This is a genomic window from Bradyrhizobium sp. BR 1432 (genome assembly GCF_051547705.1).
Lineage (GTDB): Bacteria > Pseudomonadota > Alphaproteobacteria > Rhizobiales > Xanthobacteraceae > Bradyrhizobium > Bradyrhizobium zhanjiangense.
Genome location: NZ_JBPUGF010000003.1, coordinates 7,175,898 through 7,194,262, shown reverse-complemented (window position 1 = coordinate 7,194,262; position 18,365 = coordinate 7,175,898). Strand labels below are relative to the sequence as shown.

Here is an 18,365-nt window from a genome sequence, read left to right as displayed (position 1 = left end):
GTGCCCCCAAGCTACGAATTATGGGGCAATCATAGGGTTCCAGCGCGCTTGTATAATACACGCCAAGTTCCAGTGTAAACAGCACTATCGGTCGAGAATCCTAAACAATTGGAAAGCTTTGCACCGCGTGGAGCAGGCTGGCGCGGCGGTGGGCAAGGCTGCATTTTCCGGAGCCCGAACGATCCGCGTGCGAACCTTGGACAATGCCCGCAGACCGTGTCCCGCGCTGAGGGCGCGGCGGACAACCACCACGCCGGCGCGTCACGAGAACGGTTCTAAATCGCGCACCGGCCGTTTCGGTTGTCAGGAAAATCAGCATCGGTCATATCGGCGCCGCCACAACGGGAGCGCAGGGATGGACGAACTGAACGGCAAGCTGATCGCGTGTCAGATTCTGATCACGGGGCTGATCGCACGCGTCGCCAACGAGCAGCGCGATCCCTTGCGCTTCCTCACCGACTTCCGCGACGAAATCAAAGCCGTCGTCAACGGCGTCAACATCGCCGGGATGGACAACACCGATCGTGTGCGCGCGGTCGCGCAGAAAACCGTCGACGAATTGTTCTCGCTGATGAAGCCGCCGAGCAGCGACTGATGGTGCGAGCATCACCGCCATTCTGGCGGCATTTTTCGCGCACGCTTTAGAACGAGTCCAATCTATCTTTAGAACCGTTTCAAACTTCAACTTAGAATCGTTTTGATCTGGACTTATTCAAAGGCTCTCGCGGCTTGCCCGCATTGACCCACTATTTTGCCGCCGATACCAACAGCCCAATCGCTCGTCGAAGTGAGTGAGCGAACAGGAAGATGGGGCGTGTTGTGATGGGGCAGGTGGTCGCACCGAAGTCGTTGCGTTCGGTCGCAGTATTCGATCCGGTGGATGAAAAGTCTTCGGGGATTTCCGGCAAGAAGGTCTCGGCCGTCGCGAGCTTGATCGCCGTGGCGTCGGTCTCGAGCGGCGCAGAGGCGCAGCAGTCGAACCTGCCGCCGGTGACGGTTGATGCTCCGGTGCAGCGTCCGCGTCCGGTGGCCTCGAAGCCTTCGCCGGAGCAGGTCCGCGCCCGCAACGCGCTTCGCCGCGCCGCACAGCGGCAGCAGGCCCAGCAGACGGCTCCCGTCACGCCGTCAGGTCCCGCCGACGCAAATCCCTATGCCGATCCGGCTGCGCCCTACAAGGTCGATCACGTGCAGGCCGGCGGCAAATTCCCGGAGAAGCTGGTCGACACTCCCAAGTCGATCACGGTTCTCAGCAAGGAAGTCCTCGAGGACAAGAACGCCACGACGCTGAAGCAGGCGATCCTCAGCACGGCCGGCGTGACGCTCGGCTCGGGCGAGGGCGGCAACGCGTTCGGTGATCGCTTCTTCATCCGCGGCTTCGATGCCCGCAATGACATCTTCATCGACGGTGTTCGTGACTCCGGTGTCAGCGTGCGTGAAAACTTCTTCACCGAGCAGGTCGAGATCCTGCGCGGTCCCGGCTCGACTTTTTCCGGACGTGGTGTCGCCGGTGGCGCGATCAACATCGTCACCAAACAGGCGGCGACGGAAAGAGCTTCTACAACATGGACACCACGTTTGGCACCGACCAGACCAAGCGTGTCACCCTCGACGTCAATCAGGTGATCGACCCGACACTCGCCGTTCGTGTCGGCGGCCTGTTTCAGGATGCCAATGTCGCTGGCCGCGACTACGTCACCGACAACCGGAACGGCGCCTTCGTCGCCACGACCTGGAAGCCGACCGACACGATCAAGGTCACCGGCAACTACATCCACACCGAACTGACCGGTCTTCCGGACTTCGGCGTGCCCTATTATCGGCCGAGCACCGCGTCCACCGCTGGCGGTCCGTTCCCGGATTTCGGAGCGAGCCGCAAGAACTGGTACGGTTTCGTCAATCGCGATTTCTTCCGCACCGGCCAGGACATCGGCACGATCAACGCGGAAGTGCAGATCACTCCCGATCTCATGATCAGCAACAAGTTCCGCGCGTCGCGTTCGACCCAAAATTACATCGGAACGCTGCCGGAATCGCCCTCGCTGAAGGACCCGCTCTCAGCTTCGACGCTGACGTCCAATCCGCAGAGCCGTTTTCAGATCACCGACGTGCTCGCCAACCAGACGGAGGCGACCTACAAGTTCCTGGACGGGGCAGGGTTCAAGCACACTGCGCTTGCGGGTATTGAGGTCGATCGTGAGCGATCGTCGATCGACAGGTATCTTGGGCTGACCTCGGAGGCCACCGGCATTCCTTCGAGCCCATCGGGCTCGCCGACCAACACCAGCGTCTTCTTTCCTCAGAACACGTATCTGCCGTTCGGAATCCCGTCGCTTTCGGGACTGCCGACAAAGGTCGGCATCGATACCGTCAGCGGCTATGTCATGGATAGCGCGAACTACAATGACCTGCTGATCCTCAACGGCGGTTTCCGTTACGACAACTACAAGATCAACACGTCGGGATACGGAACGATCGGTGGGGTGAGCCGGTTCGGCCAGCAATCCGCCGAGTTCCTGATTCCGAATTTCAATCTCGGTCTCACGCTCAAGCCGCTGCCGAACGGCAGCGTCTACGTGGCGTATGCGACCTCGGCCAATCCCGTCGGTGCCGAGTTCGATGGGACCAGCACGGCCTATGGCGGTCTCACACCGGTCCTCAACGGCAACTCGAACCAGATTTTCGGGCCGGAGAAGAACAAGGCGATCGAGATCGGCACGAAATGGGAGTTGTTCGACCGTCACCTGTTGCTGACGGCGGCGTTGTTCCAGACCGAAAAGGAGAACGCACGCGAGTCGCAGAATATCACTGCGGCGACGGCAACTGCGACCTGTCCCTATCCAGTGACCGTTCCAGCGACAACCGGCACGGTGTCTTGCATCACGGCCGGGGCCGCCTACCGCATCCGCGGTATCGATCTCGGCGTCGGTGGCAAGATCACAGACAAGTGGAGTGTGTTCGGCGGTCTCGTGCTGATGCAGTCGGAAGTGACGCAGTCGCTGGCACCGTCGGCCAACAAGACATTGTATCCGACCAACGTTGGGCGTCCCCTCGCCAATATCGCGCACGAGTCGTTCAGCCTGCTGTCGAAATATCAGCTCAACGACACCTGGGAACTGGGCGGGCAGGCGGTATACCGCTCCAAGATCTATGGCGGCACTTTGCTCGCGGCCAATCAGGGCACGTCGCTGCCGAGCTACTGGCGCTTTGACGCGTTCGCCGAGGCGAAGCTCGACGAGCACTGGAAGCTCAAGCTGTTCGTGAACAACATCTTCGACAAGCGCTACTACGACGCGCTGTACCAAAGCGCAGCACCGTTCGTGCTGGAGGCACCGGGCCGTGCCGCCTATGTGGTGCTCTCCGCGCGCTACTGATGGAGTAACAACGAGTTTCATGCTGACATGCATAGAAAACGTTCTCAGCAAGGATGATGTGGCGGATTTCCGCCGCATCATGGACGCCAGCGACTGGGAGGACGGCCGCTCCACCGCCGGCGCGCAGTCGGCCATGGTCAAGCGCAACGAGCAATTGCCGCCTGACAGCGAGGTCGCGCGCAAGCTCGGCAACCGCATCATCTCGGCGCTGACGTCGAACCCGCGCTTCATCGCGGCGGCGATCCCGCTCCAGATCTTCCCGCCGCTGTTCAACCGCTATGCGGCGAGCAGCGGCCACCATTTCGGCCTGCACGTCGACAATGCGATCCGCGGCGATCGCCTGACCGGCCTTCGCATCCGCACAGACCTGTCGGTCACGCTGTTCCTCGCCGAGCCGGACGAGTACGACGGTGGCGAACTTGTGATCGAGGACAGCTACGGTTCGCACGAAGTCAAGTTGCCAGCCGGCGACTGCGTGCTCTATCCCTCGACCAGCCTCCATCTGGTCACGCCGGTGACGAGGGGAACGCGGGTTGCGTCTTTCTTCTGGCTTCAGAGCATGATACGGGACGATCAAGCCCGAAGCATGATCTTTGACCTCGACACCGCGATTCAGGCGCTGGTGGAACGGCTCGGGCGTGACGATCCCGAAACGGTCAAATTGACGGGTATCTATCACAACCTCATTCGCTACTGGGCCGAAGTATGAAGAGCATGACCTTCCAAGCCAGCCTTGCCGCCGCCGCCATGCTGGCGGCCGCCTGGCTCGCATCTCCAGTTTCCGCCCAGACACAAACCCCGCCGGCCCCGGCGCAATCGGTGGCTCAGCCGGTCCCGGCCAGTCCGGCTCCCGCGGCGCCAGCGGCCACCGCACCTAGCGCCCCGGCGCCTTCGGCCTCGACGGCAACCGCGCCCGCTGCTCCGGCGGCGCCCCCCGCGGCCGCCGGTCCGACCACCCCCAAGGCCGATGTGGCGACCGCTGTCGCGCCGGCCATGAAGGAATTGTCGCCCTGGGTGATGTTCATGTCGGCGGACGTCATCGTGAAGGCGGTGATGATCGGGCTCGCCTTTGCCTCGCTGGTGACCTGGACCGTCTTCATCGCCAAGTCGATCGAACTGTCGGTCGCTTCCACCAAGCTGCGTTCGGCGTTGAAGAAGACCGCAGAGGCACGTTCGCTCGCGGAAGCCCAGATGGCGCTCGGAGCCAAGGAAGGGATCCTGCCGTCCTTCCTCGTGGCGGCGCTGCGTGAGGCGCGGATGTCGGCCGGCCTGTCCAGCGATGCCGGCATCAAGGAGCGCGCGGCCTCGAGCTTTGCCGAGATCGTGCGCGCGGAACAGCGCCGCATCCGCATCGGCATGGGCGTGCTCGCGACCATCGGCTCCACCTCGCCCTTCGTCGGCCTGTTCGGCACGGTCTGGGGCATCATGAACAGCTTCATCGGCATCTCGAAGTCGCAGACCACGAACCTCGCCGTGGTCGCGCCCGGCATCGCCGAGGCGCTGCTCGCCACCGCAATCGGTCTCGTCGCCGCCATCCCCGCCGTCATCATCTACAACCATTTCGCGCGCGTGACGAAAGGCTATCTCGAGCTCGTCAGCCGCGCCTCGGGCGCGGCGGGGCGGCTGCTCTCGCGCGATCTCGATCGCAGCCACGGCAGCGTACATTCGCGCGCAGCGGAGTGAACCATGGGCGTTTCGCTCGCAGACAACGACGGCGAAGACGACGATTTCTCGGAAACGCATGACATCAACGTCACGCCGTTCATCGACGTCATCCTGGTGCTGCTGATCATCTTCATGGTCGCAGCGCCGCTCTCGACCGTCGACCTGCCGATCGATCTGCCGACGTCGAGCGCGACGCCGCAGAAGAAGCCGGACAAGCCGACCTATCTCAGCATCAAGCCCGATCTGACGCTCGCGATCGGAGAGAACCCGGTCCACCGGGCCGAATTGATCGGCACCCTCGACGGCCTGTCCGACATGAGCAAGGATAAGTATGTCTTCCTGCGCGCCGATCGCTCGGTGCCGTATGGCGAGTTGATGGGGGTCATGGAGCTGTTGCGCTCAGGCGGCTATACGCGGGTCAAGCTGGTCGCGCTGGAAGGCGCTCCGGGGGCGCCTGCGGCGGGCGCCGCTCAGCCTTAGAGACGCGCGATGTCGAACGAACCCAGACCATCCAGGAAGCTTTGGATCTTGGCGGCAGTGGCGGCGCTCGCGCTTCATCTGGGTGGCGCCGCGCTCGCGCTGGCACACCTGCAAGCCGATGACGGCGACGATGGTCTGGGTGCGGCGGGTGCCGAGTTTGCGGTCGAGATGGCCTCGCCAAAGGCGCCCGATACCGACCTTCCGCCGGGGCCTGACAGTGAAGCGATGCAGGAGCAGCAGGCGCTTCCCGAGCAAAAGGCCGAGACCAAGGAAACCGAGCTGCCAAAGGATCAGTCGCAGCAGGTCGACGATCCCGATCGGGTTGTCACCGAGAACATCTCGAAGAAGCCGCAGGACGAGGATCCGAAGATCGCGGCGGTCGAAACTCCCGCTGCCGAGGCATCGCCGAAGTCGGTTGCGACGGCACGGCAGACACTCGATGAAGACGCGCGAGAGGCCGAGAAGGCCCTGGCGCCGGTGCTTGGGCTTGGCAAGGACATCCTGAAGATTACGGCGGACTGGAACCGCAAGATCAGCGCGCATCTGACGGCCCACAAGGTCAATCCGGAGGGCAAAGAGCCCAATAACCAGAAGGTCAAAGTGAGCTTTGCGATCAACCGCAAGGGAAACGTGCTGTCGGTCGACGTCGTGGAGTCGTCGGGGGATGCGGCTTACGATGCGGCCGCGGTCTCGATTGTCCGCAAGTCCGATCCCATTCCGCAGCCGCCGGCCGGGCTGACTGACGACCGGTTCGAGCGCACCGTCGACATCATCTTCACGCCGCCGGACGCGAAGAAAAAGAAGAAGACGGCTCAGCGCCAGTAGAGCCGGATCCCGACATAGACCACGACCAAGCAGGCGAAGATCAGCGCCACCGGCAGCGGCCGCTTCTGGGTTCCGGCGAATGCCGCCGCCCGAAGGAAGCGGACTTCTTCGGCTTGGGGGCGGGGCGACGGAAGGCGGTAACATTGTCCGCCGCCGTTTCAGGCGGACGGGTGCGGACGTCCGGCGGGGTTCCCGCGCCGCCCATCTCGGTATAATAGGCCTTGTAGATCGCGCCGATGGTGGCCTCGGTGGCCTCGCCCTCGCTCATCTGCGCTAGCAGGTTCTTGTAGCTCGCGAGGAACTCCTGGGCCTCCGGAGGCAGCGCGGACGCCCCGTTGAGCTTCGCCATCATCTTCCAGGTGGCAAAATCGGCGCGGGCGCGGGTGTCGGCGCGTCGCGCGATCAGCATATCGGCAGCTTTGACCAAGTCGGCCTCTGGCCCTTCAGGCCTACGTTCGGATGTCGCTGTTCAACTACACATTGCCGGTCAGGAACAGAACAGCCTGAATCACATAACCGGTCAACGTTCGCAGTATTGCTGAAATAACATCAAGATTTAGACCGAACTGCGAACCCGCCAGCGGTAGCAGGATCAGGAGGCCGATCAGGATCAGCATTCCGACCGGCTCGAGCCGGGCCAAAGGCACGGCGAGCGCCCGCGGCAACAGCCCGACCGCGACCCGCCCGCCATCGAGCGGCGGGATCGGCATCATGTTGAACACCGCCAGGATCGCGTTGATCACGAGGGCATTCTTGAGGTTGTCCGCAACCCATTTCGCCGAGCTCGCGGGCACCAGGGGCAGGGCACGGAAGGCGAGGGCGGCGGCGAGCGCCAGCAGGATGTTGGTGACGGGCCCGGCCAGCGCCACCCAGACCATGTCGAGCCGGGGATTATTCGAGCTTGCGGAAGTTCACCGGCACCGGCTTGGCGTAGCCGAACAGGAACGGCGAATGCGCGAACAGCAGCATCGCCGGCAGGATCAGGGTCCCGAACGGGTCGATGTGCCTGATAGGATTGAAGCTGACGCGACCGAGCTGCGCGGCCGTGTTGTCCCCGAGCCGGTCCGCGACGAAGGCGTGCGCTGCCTCATGGAAGGTGATGGCAAGCACGAGGGGGAGCACCCACACCGATAAGTCATAAAGCGAAATGTTCACGGCTCGTCCGTCCCGATTTGCGGCCTTGCAGCCATCCCAGCCAGAGCGGTGGTGCAGCAACGCTTCAGCTCAACATAGGGGGACCGGTTCCGAAATGCCACGCTGCAAATGGTCCGCCAGCGGCACGCCGCCGTGCCATCGCGCAATTTATGGAATCGTCGTCTGATACTGCGTCAAGCCGTCGTCGAGCTTCACCCAGGCGAGCTTTTCCGAGACCCAGATGTGCTCGGTCGGCGCGAAGGCGTTGCGATCATCGAAGGTGGCCAGCGCGACGCCGGCGAGCGTACCGTTGCGGCGCCAGGCGAACAGGCGCGTGCCGCAGCGCTTGCAGAACACGCGGTCGATATTCTCGGAGGACGCGTATCGCTCCGTGTCGCCCTCGACCGTCAATGCGCGCTGATCGAACTGCGCGCGGGCGAAGAAGGGCGAGCCCATCGCCTTCTGGCAGAGGCGGCAATGGCAGATGCGGACATTGAGCGGCTCGCCCTCCGCCTTGAACCGCACCGCGCCGCACAGGCATCCACCTTCCCGGATCATGATGTCCTCAATAGGTTGCGCGTCCGCCCGAGATGTCGAAGACGGCGCCGGTGGAGAACGCGCAATCCTCGGACGCGAGCCAGCTCACCATCGCGGCGAGCTCTTCGACCAGCACGAAGCGCCCCTTCGGGATCTTCGACAGCATGAAGTCGATATGCTGCTGCGTCATCTGGTCGAAGATCGCGGTCTTCGCGGCGGCCGGCGTCACCGCGTTGACGAGGATGTCATGTGCGGCGAGCTCCTTGCCGAGCGATTTCGTCAGCGCGATCAGGCCGGCCTTGGAGGCCGAATAATGCGAGGCGTTCGGGTTGCCTTCCTTGCCGGCGATGGAGGCGATGTTCACGATCCGCCCGTATTTCTGCTTGAGCATGGCGGGCACGATCGCCTTGCAGCAGATGAAGGGACCGTCGAGATTGATGCGCAGCACCTTGCGCCATTCCTCGAGATCGGTCTCCCAGACCGGCTTGTTGACGCCGGCGATGCCGGCATTGTTGACGAGGATGTCGATCTTGCCAAAGGCGCCGAGCGTGGCATCGCGGGCCTGCTCGACGGCCGCGGTATCGGTGACGTCGACCTTGAAGACGCGGACGCTGTCGCCGATCTCCTTCGCCGTCTTCTCGGCCAGCACGGCATCGAAATCCCAAATCGCGACCTTCGCGCCGGAGGCGACGAAGCGCTCGGTGATCGCGCGGCCAAAGCCCTGCGCGCCGCCGGTGACGACGGCGACGCGGCCGTTGAGATCGATCTTGTTCATGAGACCTGATCCCCGGACGTCAGAGCATGTAGCCGCCGTCGACGACGAGGTCGACGCCGGTGGTGAAGGCGCTTTCGTCACTGCCGAGATAGACCGCCATCGCCGCGATCTCGTCGGCGGTGCCGAGCCGGCCCATCTTCTGGCGGGAGATGAACATCTCCTTGCCTTGCGGCCCCTGCGCGGCGGCGCGGTCGAGCATCGAGGGCGTCTCGACGGTGCCGGGGCAGATGCTGTTACAGCGGATGCCCTTGGTGATGAAGTCGAGCGCCACCGCGCGCGTCAGCAGCGATACCGCCGCCTTCGACGCGCTGTAGACGTAACGGTTGGCCGGCGGCCGCAGCGCCGCGCATGAGGAGATGTTGACGATGCTGCCGCCGCCGCCTGCCAGCATCTCAGGCAGGAAGGCCCTGATGGTCCGGTGCATGGACTTGACGTTGAGGTCGAACGAGAAGTCGAAATCCTCTTCCGAGCACTCCAGGATGGTGCCGTGATGCACGAAGCCCGCCGCGTTGAGCAGGATGTCGATCTTGCCGACGCGCTTGGCGAAGGCGTTGACGTCGGCGGTATTGCGGACGTCGAGTTTTGCGACTTCGGCAATGCCTTCCTTGGCGAGGCTCGCAATCCCGCTCTCGTTGATGTCGGTGGCGATGACGGTTGCGCCCTCACGCGCGAATGCGACGGCGCATGCGCGCCCGATGCCTGCCGCAGCAGCCGTGACGACGGCGCGCTTTCCCTTGAGGCGGTCTGCCATTTTCTTGTTCTCCTTTGTGAGTTCGTCATTCCGGGGCGCGCCTCTTGGCGCGAGCCCGGAATCCGATTATGCGACGAGTTCTATGGCCAGATGGATTCCGGGCTCGCGACGACGTCGCGCCCCGGAATGACAGTGCCTACTCAGTGATTATCCCGCGCCACGCCAAAGGCGCCGGCGACGTTCTGGTAGCGCGTGGCGAGCTCCATGCAGGCGCCGGTCGACTGCTGGCCGACGGTGTTGCGGTAGATCTCCTGCCACGGCGTCTGGTTCGGCGGATGCTTGAAGCCGCCATTGGCCTTGAGCTCGGCATGGCGCTTCTTCAGCTCCTCGTCCGAGATCAGGATGTTGGCGCTGCCCTTGTTGAGGTCGATGCGCACCTTGTCGCCGGTCTTGAGGATCGCAAGACCGCCATTGGCGGCAGCTTCCGGCGAGGCGTTCAGGATCGAGGGCGAGCCCGAGGTGCCGGACTGGCGGCCGTCGCCGATGCAGGGCAGGGACAGGATGCCGCGTTTGATCAGGGCTGCCGGCGGCTGCATGTTCACGACCTCGGCGCCGCCGGGGTAGCCGATCGGCCCGGTGCCGCGGATGAACAGCACGCAGCGCTCGTCGATGTCGAGCGAGGGATCGTCGATCCGCTCGTGATAATCCTCGGGGCCCTCGAACACGACGGCGCGGCCCTCGAAGGCGTTGAGGTCCTTTGGGTTGCTGAGATAGCGGTCGCGGAATTCCTTGGAGATCACGCTGGTCTTCATGATCGCGGAATCGAACAGATTGCCCTTCAGCACTAGGAAGCCGGCGTCCTTCACCAGCGGCTTGTCGTAGGCCCAGATCACGTCATTGTCGGGCGCGGGCGCATTCTTGCAGTTCTCGCCGATGCCGCGGCCGTTGACCGTCACCGCGTCCTCATGGATGCGCTTGTGCTTCATCAACTCGCGCACCACGGCCGGCACGCCGCCGGCGCGGTGGAATTCCTCGCCGAGATAGAAGCCGGCCGGCTGCATGTTGACCAGCAGCGGCACGTCGTGGCCGAATTTCTGCCAGTCGTCGATCGAGAGCTCGACGCCGATATGGCGGGCGAGGGCGTTGATGTGGATCGGCGCGTTGGTCGAGCCGCCGATCGCCGAATTGATCACGATGCAGTTCTCGAACGCCTTGCGAGTCAGGATGTCCGAGGGCTTGAGGTCCTCCCACACCATTTCGACGATGCGCTTGCCGGTCTCATAGGCGATCTGGCCGCGCTCGCGGTAGGGGGCGGGGATCGCCGCGCAGCCCGGCAGCGAGAAGCCGAGCGCTTCGGCGAGCCCGTTCATGGTCGAGGCAGTGCCCATGGTGTTGCAATGGCCGACCGAGGGCGCCGAGGAGGCCACGATCTCCATGAACTCTTCATAGTCGATCTCGCCGGCGGCCAGCCGCTCGCGCGACTTCCAGACGATGGTGCCGGAGCCGGTGCGCTCGCCGGCATGCCAGCCGTTCAGCATCGGGCCGCCCGACAGCACGATCGCGGGCAGGTTCACGGTCGCCGCGGCCATCATGCAGGCCGGCGTGGTCTTGTCGCAGCCGGTGGTCAACACAACGCCGTCGAGCGGATAGCCGTAGAGGATCTCGACCAGGCCGAGATAGGCGAGGTTGCGGTCGAGCGCCGCGGTCGGGCGCTTGCCGGTCTCCTGGATCGGATGGGTCGGGAATTCCATCGCGATGCCGCCGGCTTCGCGGATGCCTTCGCGGACGCGGTGCGCGAGTTCGATATGGTGGCGGTTGCAGGGGGAGAGGTCGTTGCCGGTTTGCGCGATGCCGATGATCGGCTTGCCGGATTGAAGCTCGGCGCGGGTGAGGCCGTAGTTCAGATAGCGCTCCATATAGAGAGCGGTCATGCCCGGATTATGCGGGTTGTTGAACCAGTCCTGCGAGCGAAGGTGGCGGCGAGCGCCGTTGCCGGCAGCGTGCCCATTGGTTGGCTTTTTTGTCATTGGTCTCTCCTGCAATGCAAACGCACTGGCGTCCGTCTCGAAGTGTCGGCTGGTGCGATGCCCAGCGGCGCGAGCGATGGTCTGCCGGCCGGCTGGCGGGTCATTTCCTCACAAGTGCGATACTAGTCATGGCTACTTGGTAACGCTACCATTTTGTTCGCGGCGCCGGCGCCGGAAGCGGCCGACCTATTGTCCGAACGCCGCGACGACGAGCTTTGCCGCTCGATCACCTTGAAGCCGAGATCGAGCACGGGCTGCTCTGGCCGCCGTCCGTCGATCGCATCGATCAGCATGGTCGCGGCGGTTTTCCCCATCTCGTAGCGGTTGGTGCGCACGCTGGTGAGGGTGGGGACCGCGGAGGCCATGAATTCGAGGTCGTTGAATCCGACGATCGCGATCTGCTCGGGGACCGCGATCTCCCGGCGCCGGCATTCGAACAGCACGCCGAGCGCGAGGTCGTCATTGGCGCAGAACACCGCATCGAGGTCGGGATCCCGCGCGAGGAGGTCGGTGAACAGGGCGCCGCCGAGCGTCACCGATGTCGGCGTCGCCGTCGTGACCACGAGGCGCGGCTCGAACAGCGCGGCGTCCTTCATGGCCGAGACATATCCGTCCAGCCGCCGCTGCACCCGCGGGTCCATCCGTGCGCCGACGAAGCCGATCTTGCGGTGACCCTGCGCGAACAGGTGGGCAACCGCCGCGCGTGCTGCATCATAGTGCGAAAAGCCGATCATCATATCGACCGGATGGGGGCCGATCTCCATGATCTGCACGATCGGGCAGTCGGCGGCCTCCAGCATCGCTCGCGATTCCGCGGTCTGGTCGATGCCGGTGACGATCAGCCCGGCCGGCTTCTGCGCCAGAAAGAGGCGCAGCAGCTTCTCCTCCTGCAGGATGCTGTAGCGTGTGTTGGACAGCTGGATCGAGTAACGGCCGCCTTCGGAGGCGTCATAGATGCCGCGCAGCACGTCCGAGAACACGTTATTAGTGAGCGATGGGATCAATACACCGATCACCTCGGTGCGTTGCGAGGCCAGCGCGCGGGCCGCAAGGTTCGGCACATAGCCAAGCTCCTTGGCGGCGCTCTCGACCCGCGTCCGCTTGGCAACCGACAGCGCTTCCGGATTGCGGAAGAAGCGGGACGCCGTGATCGGGCTGACGCCGGCAAGCTCGGCGACTTCCGCCAGCCGGATTTTGCCTGACTTGGTGCGTTTTCGACCCATTTGTTGCTCTTAACACAGTCACGGTCGCAAACAAAGGAACGTTGACAGCGCTACCAGCAACGACTAACCAAAGACAAATTGCCAAAACCGCACAAACTGCCGACAATGTCGCCCGCTATTGGTCGGGCTTCGTTCGGTGAAGTCTGAAAAACAAGACGGTCGCGGCCCGAGAGGCGCCGTGGACTACGAGGAGGGAGCTAGATGTCGTCTGTGCAAATCCGCGATGTGCGGAAATCGTTCGGCAACTTTGAAGTCCTGCACGGCGTGACGATTCCGATCGAGGACGGCCAGTTCGTCGTTCTGGTCGGCCCCTCCGGCTGCGGCAAGTCGACGCTTCTGCGCATGCTCGCCGGTCTCGAGAACATCACCTCCGGCACGATCTCGATCGGCGACCGCGTCGTCAACAATGTCCAGCCCAAGGAGCGGGACATTGCGATGGTGTTCCAGAATTACGCGCTCTATCCGCACATGACGGTGGCCGACAACATGGGCTTCTCGCTGAAGCTGCGGAATGCCGGTTCCGACGAGATCAACAAGCGCGTCAAGCGCGCCGCCGAGATCCTGGCGCTGTCGCCGCTGCTCGATCGCTATCCGCGCCAGCTCTCGGGCGGCCAGCGCCAGCGCGTCGCCATGGGCCGCGCCATCGTGCGCGATCCGCAGGTCTTCCTGTTCGACGAACCCTTGTCGAATCTCGACGCCAAGCTGCGCGTCGCCATGCGCACCGAGATCAAGGAGCTGCACCAGCGGCTGAAGACGACGACCGTCTACGTCACCCACGACCAGATCGAAGCCATGACCATGGCCGACAAGATCGTGGTCATGCATGACGGCATCGTCGAGCAGATGGGCACGCCGCTCGAGCTCTACGACAAGCCCGACAACCAGTTCGTCGCCGGCTTCATCGGCTCGCCCGCCATGAACTTCCTGAAGGGCCATGTGCGCGCCAACGGCGTTGCCACCTTCGAGGGACCGAACGGCGTCAAGCTGCCGCTCAAGAATGCGCCGACGGCGTCCGACGGCCGTCCTGCCGTCTACGGCGTGCGGCCTGAGCATTTCACCATCGCCGATGACGGCGCCGAGGCCGAGATCATCGTGGTCGAGCCGACGGGCTCGGAGACGCAGGTGTTCGCCAATGTCGGCGGCGAGCAGGTCGTCGCGGTGTTCCGCGAGCGCCACCAGTTCAATCCCGGCGACAAGGTGCGGCTGAAGCCCGACCCGTCGCTGGTGCATTTGTTCGACGAGGCGACAGGCAAACGCCTCAACGCCTAGCGCAAGACGTAAGACAAGAAAAAGCATCACAGGGAGGACGATATGCAAGACTTTACCCGCCGGACTCTGCTTCAGGGCGGAACGGCTCTGGCTGCAACCGGCATGCTGACCGGGCCGGCACTGTTCGAGTTTGCGAAGGCCTGGGCGCAGAGCGCGCCCTGGAAGGCCGAGCCCGGCGCCAAGCTGACTGTGATGCGGTGGAAGCGGTTCGTGCCGGCGGAGGACGATGCGTTCAACGCGATGGTTGCGGCGTTCAAGGCCGCGACCGGCACGGAGATGAACGTGTTCAGCGAATCCTTCGAGGACGTGCAGCCGAAGGCATCGGTCGCGGCCAATACCGGCTCCGGCCTCGATCTCGCCTGGGGCTTGCATACGCTGCCGCAGCTGTTTCCGACCAAAGTGCTGAAGATGAACGACGTCGCCGATTATCTCGGCAAGAAATATGGCGGTTGGACAGATGCGGCCGCCAAGACCTGCAAGCTCGGCAACGACTGGCTGGGCATCCCCGTGGCGACCAACGGCGGTTACATGACCTACCGCAAGTCGGCGCTCGACAAGGCGGGTTTCAAGGAGTTTCCGAAGGACTTCCCCGGCTTCCTCGAGATGTGCAAGGCCCTGAAGGCGAACAACACGCCGGCCGGCTTCGCTCTCGGGCATGCGTCGGGCGACGGCAATTCGTGGCTGCACTGGGTGCTGTGGGGGCACGGCGCCTACACGGTCGATCAGAACGACAAGATCATCATCAATTCGCCGGAGACGGCGAAGGCGCTGGAATATTGCAAGGCGCTGTACGAGAGCTTCATCCCGGGCACCGCGTCCTGGAACGATTCCTCCAACAACAAGGCGTTCCTCGCCGGCGAGCTCTATTGCACGGCGAACGGCATCTCGATCTACGTGGCCGCCAAGACCGATCCGTCCAAGAAGGAGCTTACCGCGGACACCTATCACGCGCTCTGGCCGGTTGGTCCGGTCGGCAAGCCGACCGAGCTGCAGCTTGCGCTGCCGATCCTCGCCTTCAACTTCACCAAATATCCGAACGCGGCGAAGGCCTTCGTCGCCTTCATGCTGGAGAAGGAGAACTACGAGAAGTGGCTGGATGGCGCGCAAGGCTATCTGACGCAAACGTTGAATGCCTATGAGTTGGCACCGATCTGGACGGCTGATCCCAAGAATGCCGTGTTCTCGCAGGCCTCCAAGCGCACTCTGCCGGCATCCGGTATCGGCACGGTCGGCGAAAAGGCGGCAACTGCAATCGCCGATTTCATCGTCGTCGACATGTTCGCCAACTACTGCACCGGCGCCAAGGATGCGAAGGGCGCGATGGCGGAAGCCGAGCGCCAGCTGAAGCGCATCTATCGCTGACGGTCACGGGGCGGGCGGCCGTCCGGCCGCCCGCTCGTCAACATTTCGATCAGGGATATCGGGCATGGCTGATGTCGCAATTCCCCGGGCCAAGCCTCAGATGAGCGAGGCGAGCGCCTGGACCCAGCTCAAACACAATCGTAACTGGCTCGGCTTCTGGTTCATGGTGCCGGCCATGGCGTTCCTGATCTTCTTCCTGGCCTATCCGCTCGGGCTCGGCATCTGGCTGTCCTTCACGGACACGCGCATCGGCAGGGTCGGGCACTTCATCGCCACCGAGAACTACGAGTGGCTCTGGGACGACTCCATCTTCTGGCTGTCGGTGTTCAATACGCTGCTCTACACCTTTGTCGCCAGCGCTCTCAAATTCGCGATCGGGCTCTATCTCGCGCTGCTGCTCAACGAGCACATGCCCTTCAAGGCGATGCTGCGCGCGATGGTGCTCGTCCCCTTCATCGTTCCGACCGTGCTCTCGGCACTCGCCTTCTGGTGGATCTTCGACTCGCAATTCTCGATCATCTCCTGGTCGCTGAGGCATCTCGGCCTGATCAGCCAGAACATCAACTTCCTCGGCGACACGACCTGGGCGCGCATTTGCGTGATCTTCGCCAATATCTGGCGCGGCGTACCGTTCGTGGCGATCACGCTGCTCGCGGGCCTGCAGACCGTTTCGCCGTCGCTCTATGAAGCAGCAACGCTCGACGGCGCCACGCGTTGGCAGAATTTCCGGTACATCACCTATCCGCTGCTGACGCCGATCATCGCTGTCGTGATGACCTTCTCCGTGCTCTTCACCTTCACCGACTTCCAGCTGATCTGGGCGATGACCCGTGGCGGCCCGGTCAATGCCACCCACCTGATGGCAACCCTGTCCTACCAGCGCGCGATCATCGCCGGGCAGCTGGGCGAGGGGGCCGCGATCTCCAGCGCCATGATTCCATTCCTGCTCGCTGCGATCATGGTTTCCTGGTTCGGCCTGCAGCGCCGGAAATGGCAGCAGGGAGAGAGCAATGACTGACCTGCCCACCAGATCCATCGATCTCAAGAACGTGCTGTCGGGCTCGGCGCCTACGGCCGATCACAGCGAGGGCATGAGCTATCTGCAGTCGGTGCCGCGCAGGATCGTGACGCTCTATCTGCCGCTGGCGATCATCGTCTTCATCCTGCTGTTCCCGTTCTATTGGATGGCGCTGACCTCGGTGAAGCCCGACGAGCAACTGCTCGATCTCGACAAGTACAATCCGTTCTGGACCTGGAATCCGACCTTCAAGCACTTCCACAAGCTGCTGTTCGAGAGCTACTATCCGCACTGGCTCTGGAACACGATGTACGTGGCGATCTGCGCCACGGTACTCTCGATCGTTGCATCGGTGTTCGCGGCCTACGCTATCGTGCGGTTGCGTTACAAGGGCGCCAATCTCGTCGGGGGCCTGATCTTCCTCGCCTATCTCGTGCCGCCGTCGATCCTGTTCATTCCGCTCGCCACCGTCGTGTATCAGTACGGCCTGTTCGATTCACCGCTGGCCCTGATTCTGACCTATCCGACGATCCTGATCCCGTTCTCGACCTGGCTGTTGATGGGCTATTTCAAGACCATCCCGTTCGAGCTCGAGGAATGCGCGCTGATCGACGGGGCGAGCCGCTGGCAGATCCTGATCAAGATCGTCGTGCCGCTTGCAATCCCCGGCCTGATCTCGGCCTTCATCTTCTGTTTCACGCTGTGCTGGAATGAGTTCATCTACGCCCTGACCTTCCTGCAGTCGACCAGCAACAAGACGGTGCCGGTCGCGATCGTCAACGAGTTCGTGGATGGTGACATCTATCGTTGGGGTTCGCTGATGGCGGGAGCGCTGGCCGGCTCGCTGCCGCTCGTCATCCTTTACGCCTTCTTCGTGGAGCATTATGTGTCGGCGATGACCGGCGCCGTGAAGGAGTGATCGCGGGGCTTGCCGAGGGCGCGTCAGGAGCGGCGCGCTCCGGCCGAATAAGAAGGAGTAGGCTCTTGCACATTCTGGTTCTGGGCGCCGCCGGCATGGTCGGCCGCAAACTCTGTGAACGGCTGCTGCGCGACGGTCGGCTCGGCAAGAGCGACATCACGAAATTGACCATGCATGACGTGGTCGAGCCCAAGAAGCCGGAAAAGGCCGGCTTCCCCGTCGAGACCGTTTCGGGCGATTTCGCCGTGCCCGGCGCGGCCGAAAAGCTGATCGCCGGCCGCCCCGATGTGATCTTCCATCTTGCCGCGATCGTCTCTGGCGAAGCCGAGCTCGATTTCGACAAGGGCTACCGCATCAATCTCGACGGCACGCGGATGCTGCTTGATGCGATCAGGCTCGTCGGCGGTGGCTACAAGCCGCGCGTGGTCTTCACCTCGTCGATCGCGGTGTTCGGCGCGCCGTTCCCCGATGCGATCGGCGACGAGTTCTTCCACACCCCGCTGCTCAGCTACGGCGCCCAGAAGGCAATCGGCGAACTCCTGCTCGCCGACTATTCGCGCCGCGGTTTCCTCGACGGCATCGGCATCCGCCTGCCGACTATCTGCATCCGCCCGGGCCTGCCGAACAAGGCGGCATCGGGCTTCTTCTCCAACATCCTGCGCGAGCCACTGGCCGGCAAGGAAGCGATCCTCCCGGTGTCCGAGGATGTCCGCCACTGGCACGCGACGCCGCGCTCCGCGGTCGGCTTCCTGCTCCACGCCGGCACCATGGACCTTGCGACCGTCGGTCCGCGCCGCAACCTCACCATGCCCGGCCTGTCCGCAACCGTGGGCGAGCAGATTGCGGCCTTGAAGCGCGTTGCGGGCGAGAAGGTCGCCGCGCGCATCAAGCGCGAGCCGGATCCCTTCATCGTCGGCATCGTCGGCGGCTGGCCGCGCAATTTCGACGCGAAGCGGTCGCGCGAGCTCGGCTTCACCACCGCCGAGAAGAACTTCGACGACATCATCCGCATTCACATCGAAGACGAGCTCGGCGGCAATTTCGTCGCCTGATCGCGCACTGAGCGGGT

15 protein-coding genes and 3 pseudogenes are annotated in these 18,365 nt (G+C 63.5%); 11 read left to right on the top strand and 7 right to left on the bottom strand.

What is annotated here, in order from left to right; translation table 11 throughout:
• Positions 1 to 355 precede the first annotated feature (355 nt).
• The 6 genes and pseudogenes from ACSKB8_RS35020 to ACSKB8_RS34995 all read left to right on the top strand — a co-directional run bounded on the left by ACSKB8_RS35020 (position 356) and on the right by ACSKB8_RS34995 (position 6,341).
• Positions 356 to 595, top strand: a complete 240-nt coding sequence (locus ACSKB8_RS35020; protein ID WP_025035676.1) for a hypothetical protein — start codon at positions 356 to 358, stop codon at positions 593 to 595.
• Between the two features lie 227 nt (positions 596 to 822).
• Positions 823 to 3,371, top strand: a pseudogene (locus tag ACSKB8_RS35015) (TonB-dependent receptor).
• Positions 3,372 to 3,390: 19 nt separating this feature from the next.
• Positions 3,391 to 4,080, top strand: a complete 690-nt coding sequence (locus tag ACSKB8_RS35010; protein WP_091888537.1) for a Fe2+-dependent dioxygenase — start codon at positions 3,391 to 3,393, stop codon at positions 4,078 to 4,080.
• A complete protein-coding gene (exbB, locus tag ACSKB8_RS35005; RefSeq protein WP_438109054.1) occupies positions 4,077 to 5,054 on the top strand; it encodes a tonB-system energizer ExbB in 978 nt (325 codons plus the stop codon). Before ACSKB8_RS35010 ends, exbB begins: the two co-directional genes overlap by 4 nt.
• A 3-nt stretch (positions 5,055 to 5,057) precedes the next feature.
• Complete coding sequence (gene exbD, locus ACSKB8_RS35000) at positions 5,058 to 5,516, top strand: TonB system transport protein ExbD (protein ID WP_091888533.1); 459 nt, start codon at positions 5,058 to 5,060, stop codon at positions 5,514 to 5,516.
• A 9-nt stretch (positions 5,517 to 5,525) separates the two neighbouring features.
• On the top strand, positions 5,526 to 6,341 hold the full coding sequence (locus ACSKB8_RS34995; RefSeq protein ID WP_438109052.1) for an energy transducer TonB: 816 nt from the start codon (positions 5,526 to 5,528) through the stop codon (positions 6,339 to 6,341).
• Here the strand turns inward: ACSKB8_RS34995 and ACSKB8_RS34990 are convergent.
• The 7 genes and pseudogenes from ACSKB8_RS34990 to ACSKB8_RS34960 form a co-directional block, all read right to left on the bottom strand.
• A pseudogene (locus ACSKB8_RS34990) lies at positions 6,329 to 6,750 on the bottom strand (hypothetical protein). The gene ACSKB8_RS34995 and the pseudogene ACSKB8_RS34990 overlap by 13 nt on opposite strands.
• A 64-nt stretch (positions 6,751 to 6,814) precedes the next feature.
• Positions 6,815 to 7,496 (bottom strand): annotated as a pseudogene (locus ACSKB8_RS34985) (site-2 protease family protein).
• A gap of 147 nt (positions 7,497 to 7,643) precedes the next feature.
• A complete protein-coding gene (locus ACSKB8_RS34980) occupies positions 7,644 to 8,033 on the bottom strand; it encodes a GFA family protein (protein ID WP_438109050.1) in 390 nt (129 codons plus the stop codon).
• Positions 8,034 to 8,040: 7 nt separating this feature from the next.
• Positions 8,041 to 8,787, bottom strand: a complete 747-nt coding sequence (locus ACSKB8_RS34975) for an SDR family NAD(P)-dependent oxidoreductase (protein ID WP_438109048.1) — start codon at positions 8,785 to 8,787, stop codon at positions 8,041 to 8,043.
• A 19-nt stretch (positions 8,788 to 8,806) separates the two neighbouring features.
• Complete coding sequence (locus ACSKB8_RS34970; RefSeq protein ID WP_438109046.1) at positions 8,807 to 9,538, bottom strand: SDR family oxidoreductase; 732 nt, start codon at positions 9,536 to 9,538, stop codon at positions 8,807 to 8,809.
• A 140-nt stretch (positions 9,539 to 9,678) separates the two neighbouring features.
• Entirely contained in the window at positions 9,679 to 11,505 is a 1,827-nt protein-coding gene (locus tag ACSKB8_RS34965; RefSeq protein WP_438109045.1) for an IlvD/Edd family dehydratase, read from the bottom strand.
• 122 nt (positions 11,506 to 11,627) lie between these two features.
• Entirely contained in the window at positions 11,628 to 12,728 is a 1,101-nt protein-coding gene (locus ACSKB8_RS34960; protein WP_438109043.1) for a LacI family DNA-binding transcriptional regulator, read from the bottom strand.
• A 201-nt stretch (positions 12,729 to 12,929) separates the two neighbouring features.
• Here ACSKB8_RS34960 and ACSKB8_RS34955 point away from each other — a divergent pair, with 201 nt between their 5' ends.
• The 5 genes from ACSKB8_RS34955 (at position 12,930) to denD (ending at position 18,348) form a co-directional block, all read left to right on the top strand.
• Positions 12,930 to 13,997, top strand: coding sequence for an ABC transporter ATP-binding protein (locus ACSKB8_RS34955; protein WP_091888519.1), 1,068 nt, complete (start codon positions 12,930 to 12,932; stop codon positions 13,995 to 13,997).
• Positions 13,998 to 14,039: 42 nt separating this feature from the next.
• On the top strand, positions 14,040 to 15,359 hold the full coding sequence (locus ACSKB8_RS34950; protein ID WP_438109041.1) for an ABC transporter substrate-binding protein: 1,320 nt from the start codon (positions 14,040 to 14,042) through the stop codon (positions 15,357 to 15,359).
• 100 nt (positions 15,360 to 15,459) lie between these two features.
• Positions 15,460 to 16,377 (top strand): carbohydrate ABC transporter permease, encoded by a 918-nt coding sequence (locus ACSKB8_RS34945; protein WP_206732736.1) that lies wholly within the window; start codon positions 15,460 to 15,462, stop codon positions 16,375 to 16,377.
• Positions 16,370 to 17,296, top strand: a complete 927-nt coding sequence (locus ACSKB8_RS34940) for a carbohydrate ABC transporter permease (protein ID WP_128934395.1) — start codon at positions 16,370 to 16,372, stop codon at positions 17,294 to 17,296. The genes ACSKB8_RS34945 and ACSKB8_RS34940 overlap by 8 nt, the downstream gene beginning before the upstream one ends.
• Positions 17,297 to 17,361: 65 nt before the next feature.
• Entirely contained in the window at positions 17,362 to 18,348 is a 987-nt protein-coding gene (denD, locus tag ACSKB8_RS34935; RefSeq protein ID WP_438109039.1) for a D-erythronate dehydrogenase, read from the top strand.
• The last annotated feature ends 17 nt before the right edge of the window (positions 18,349 to 18,365 follow it).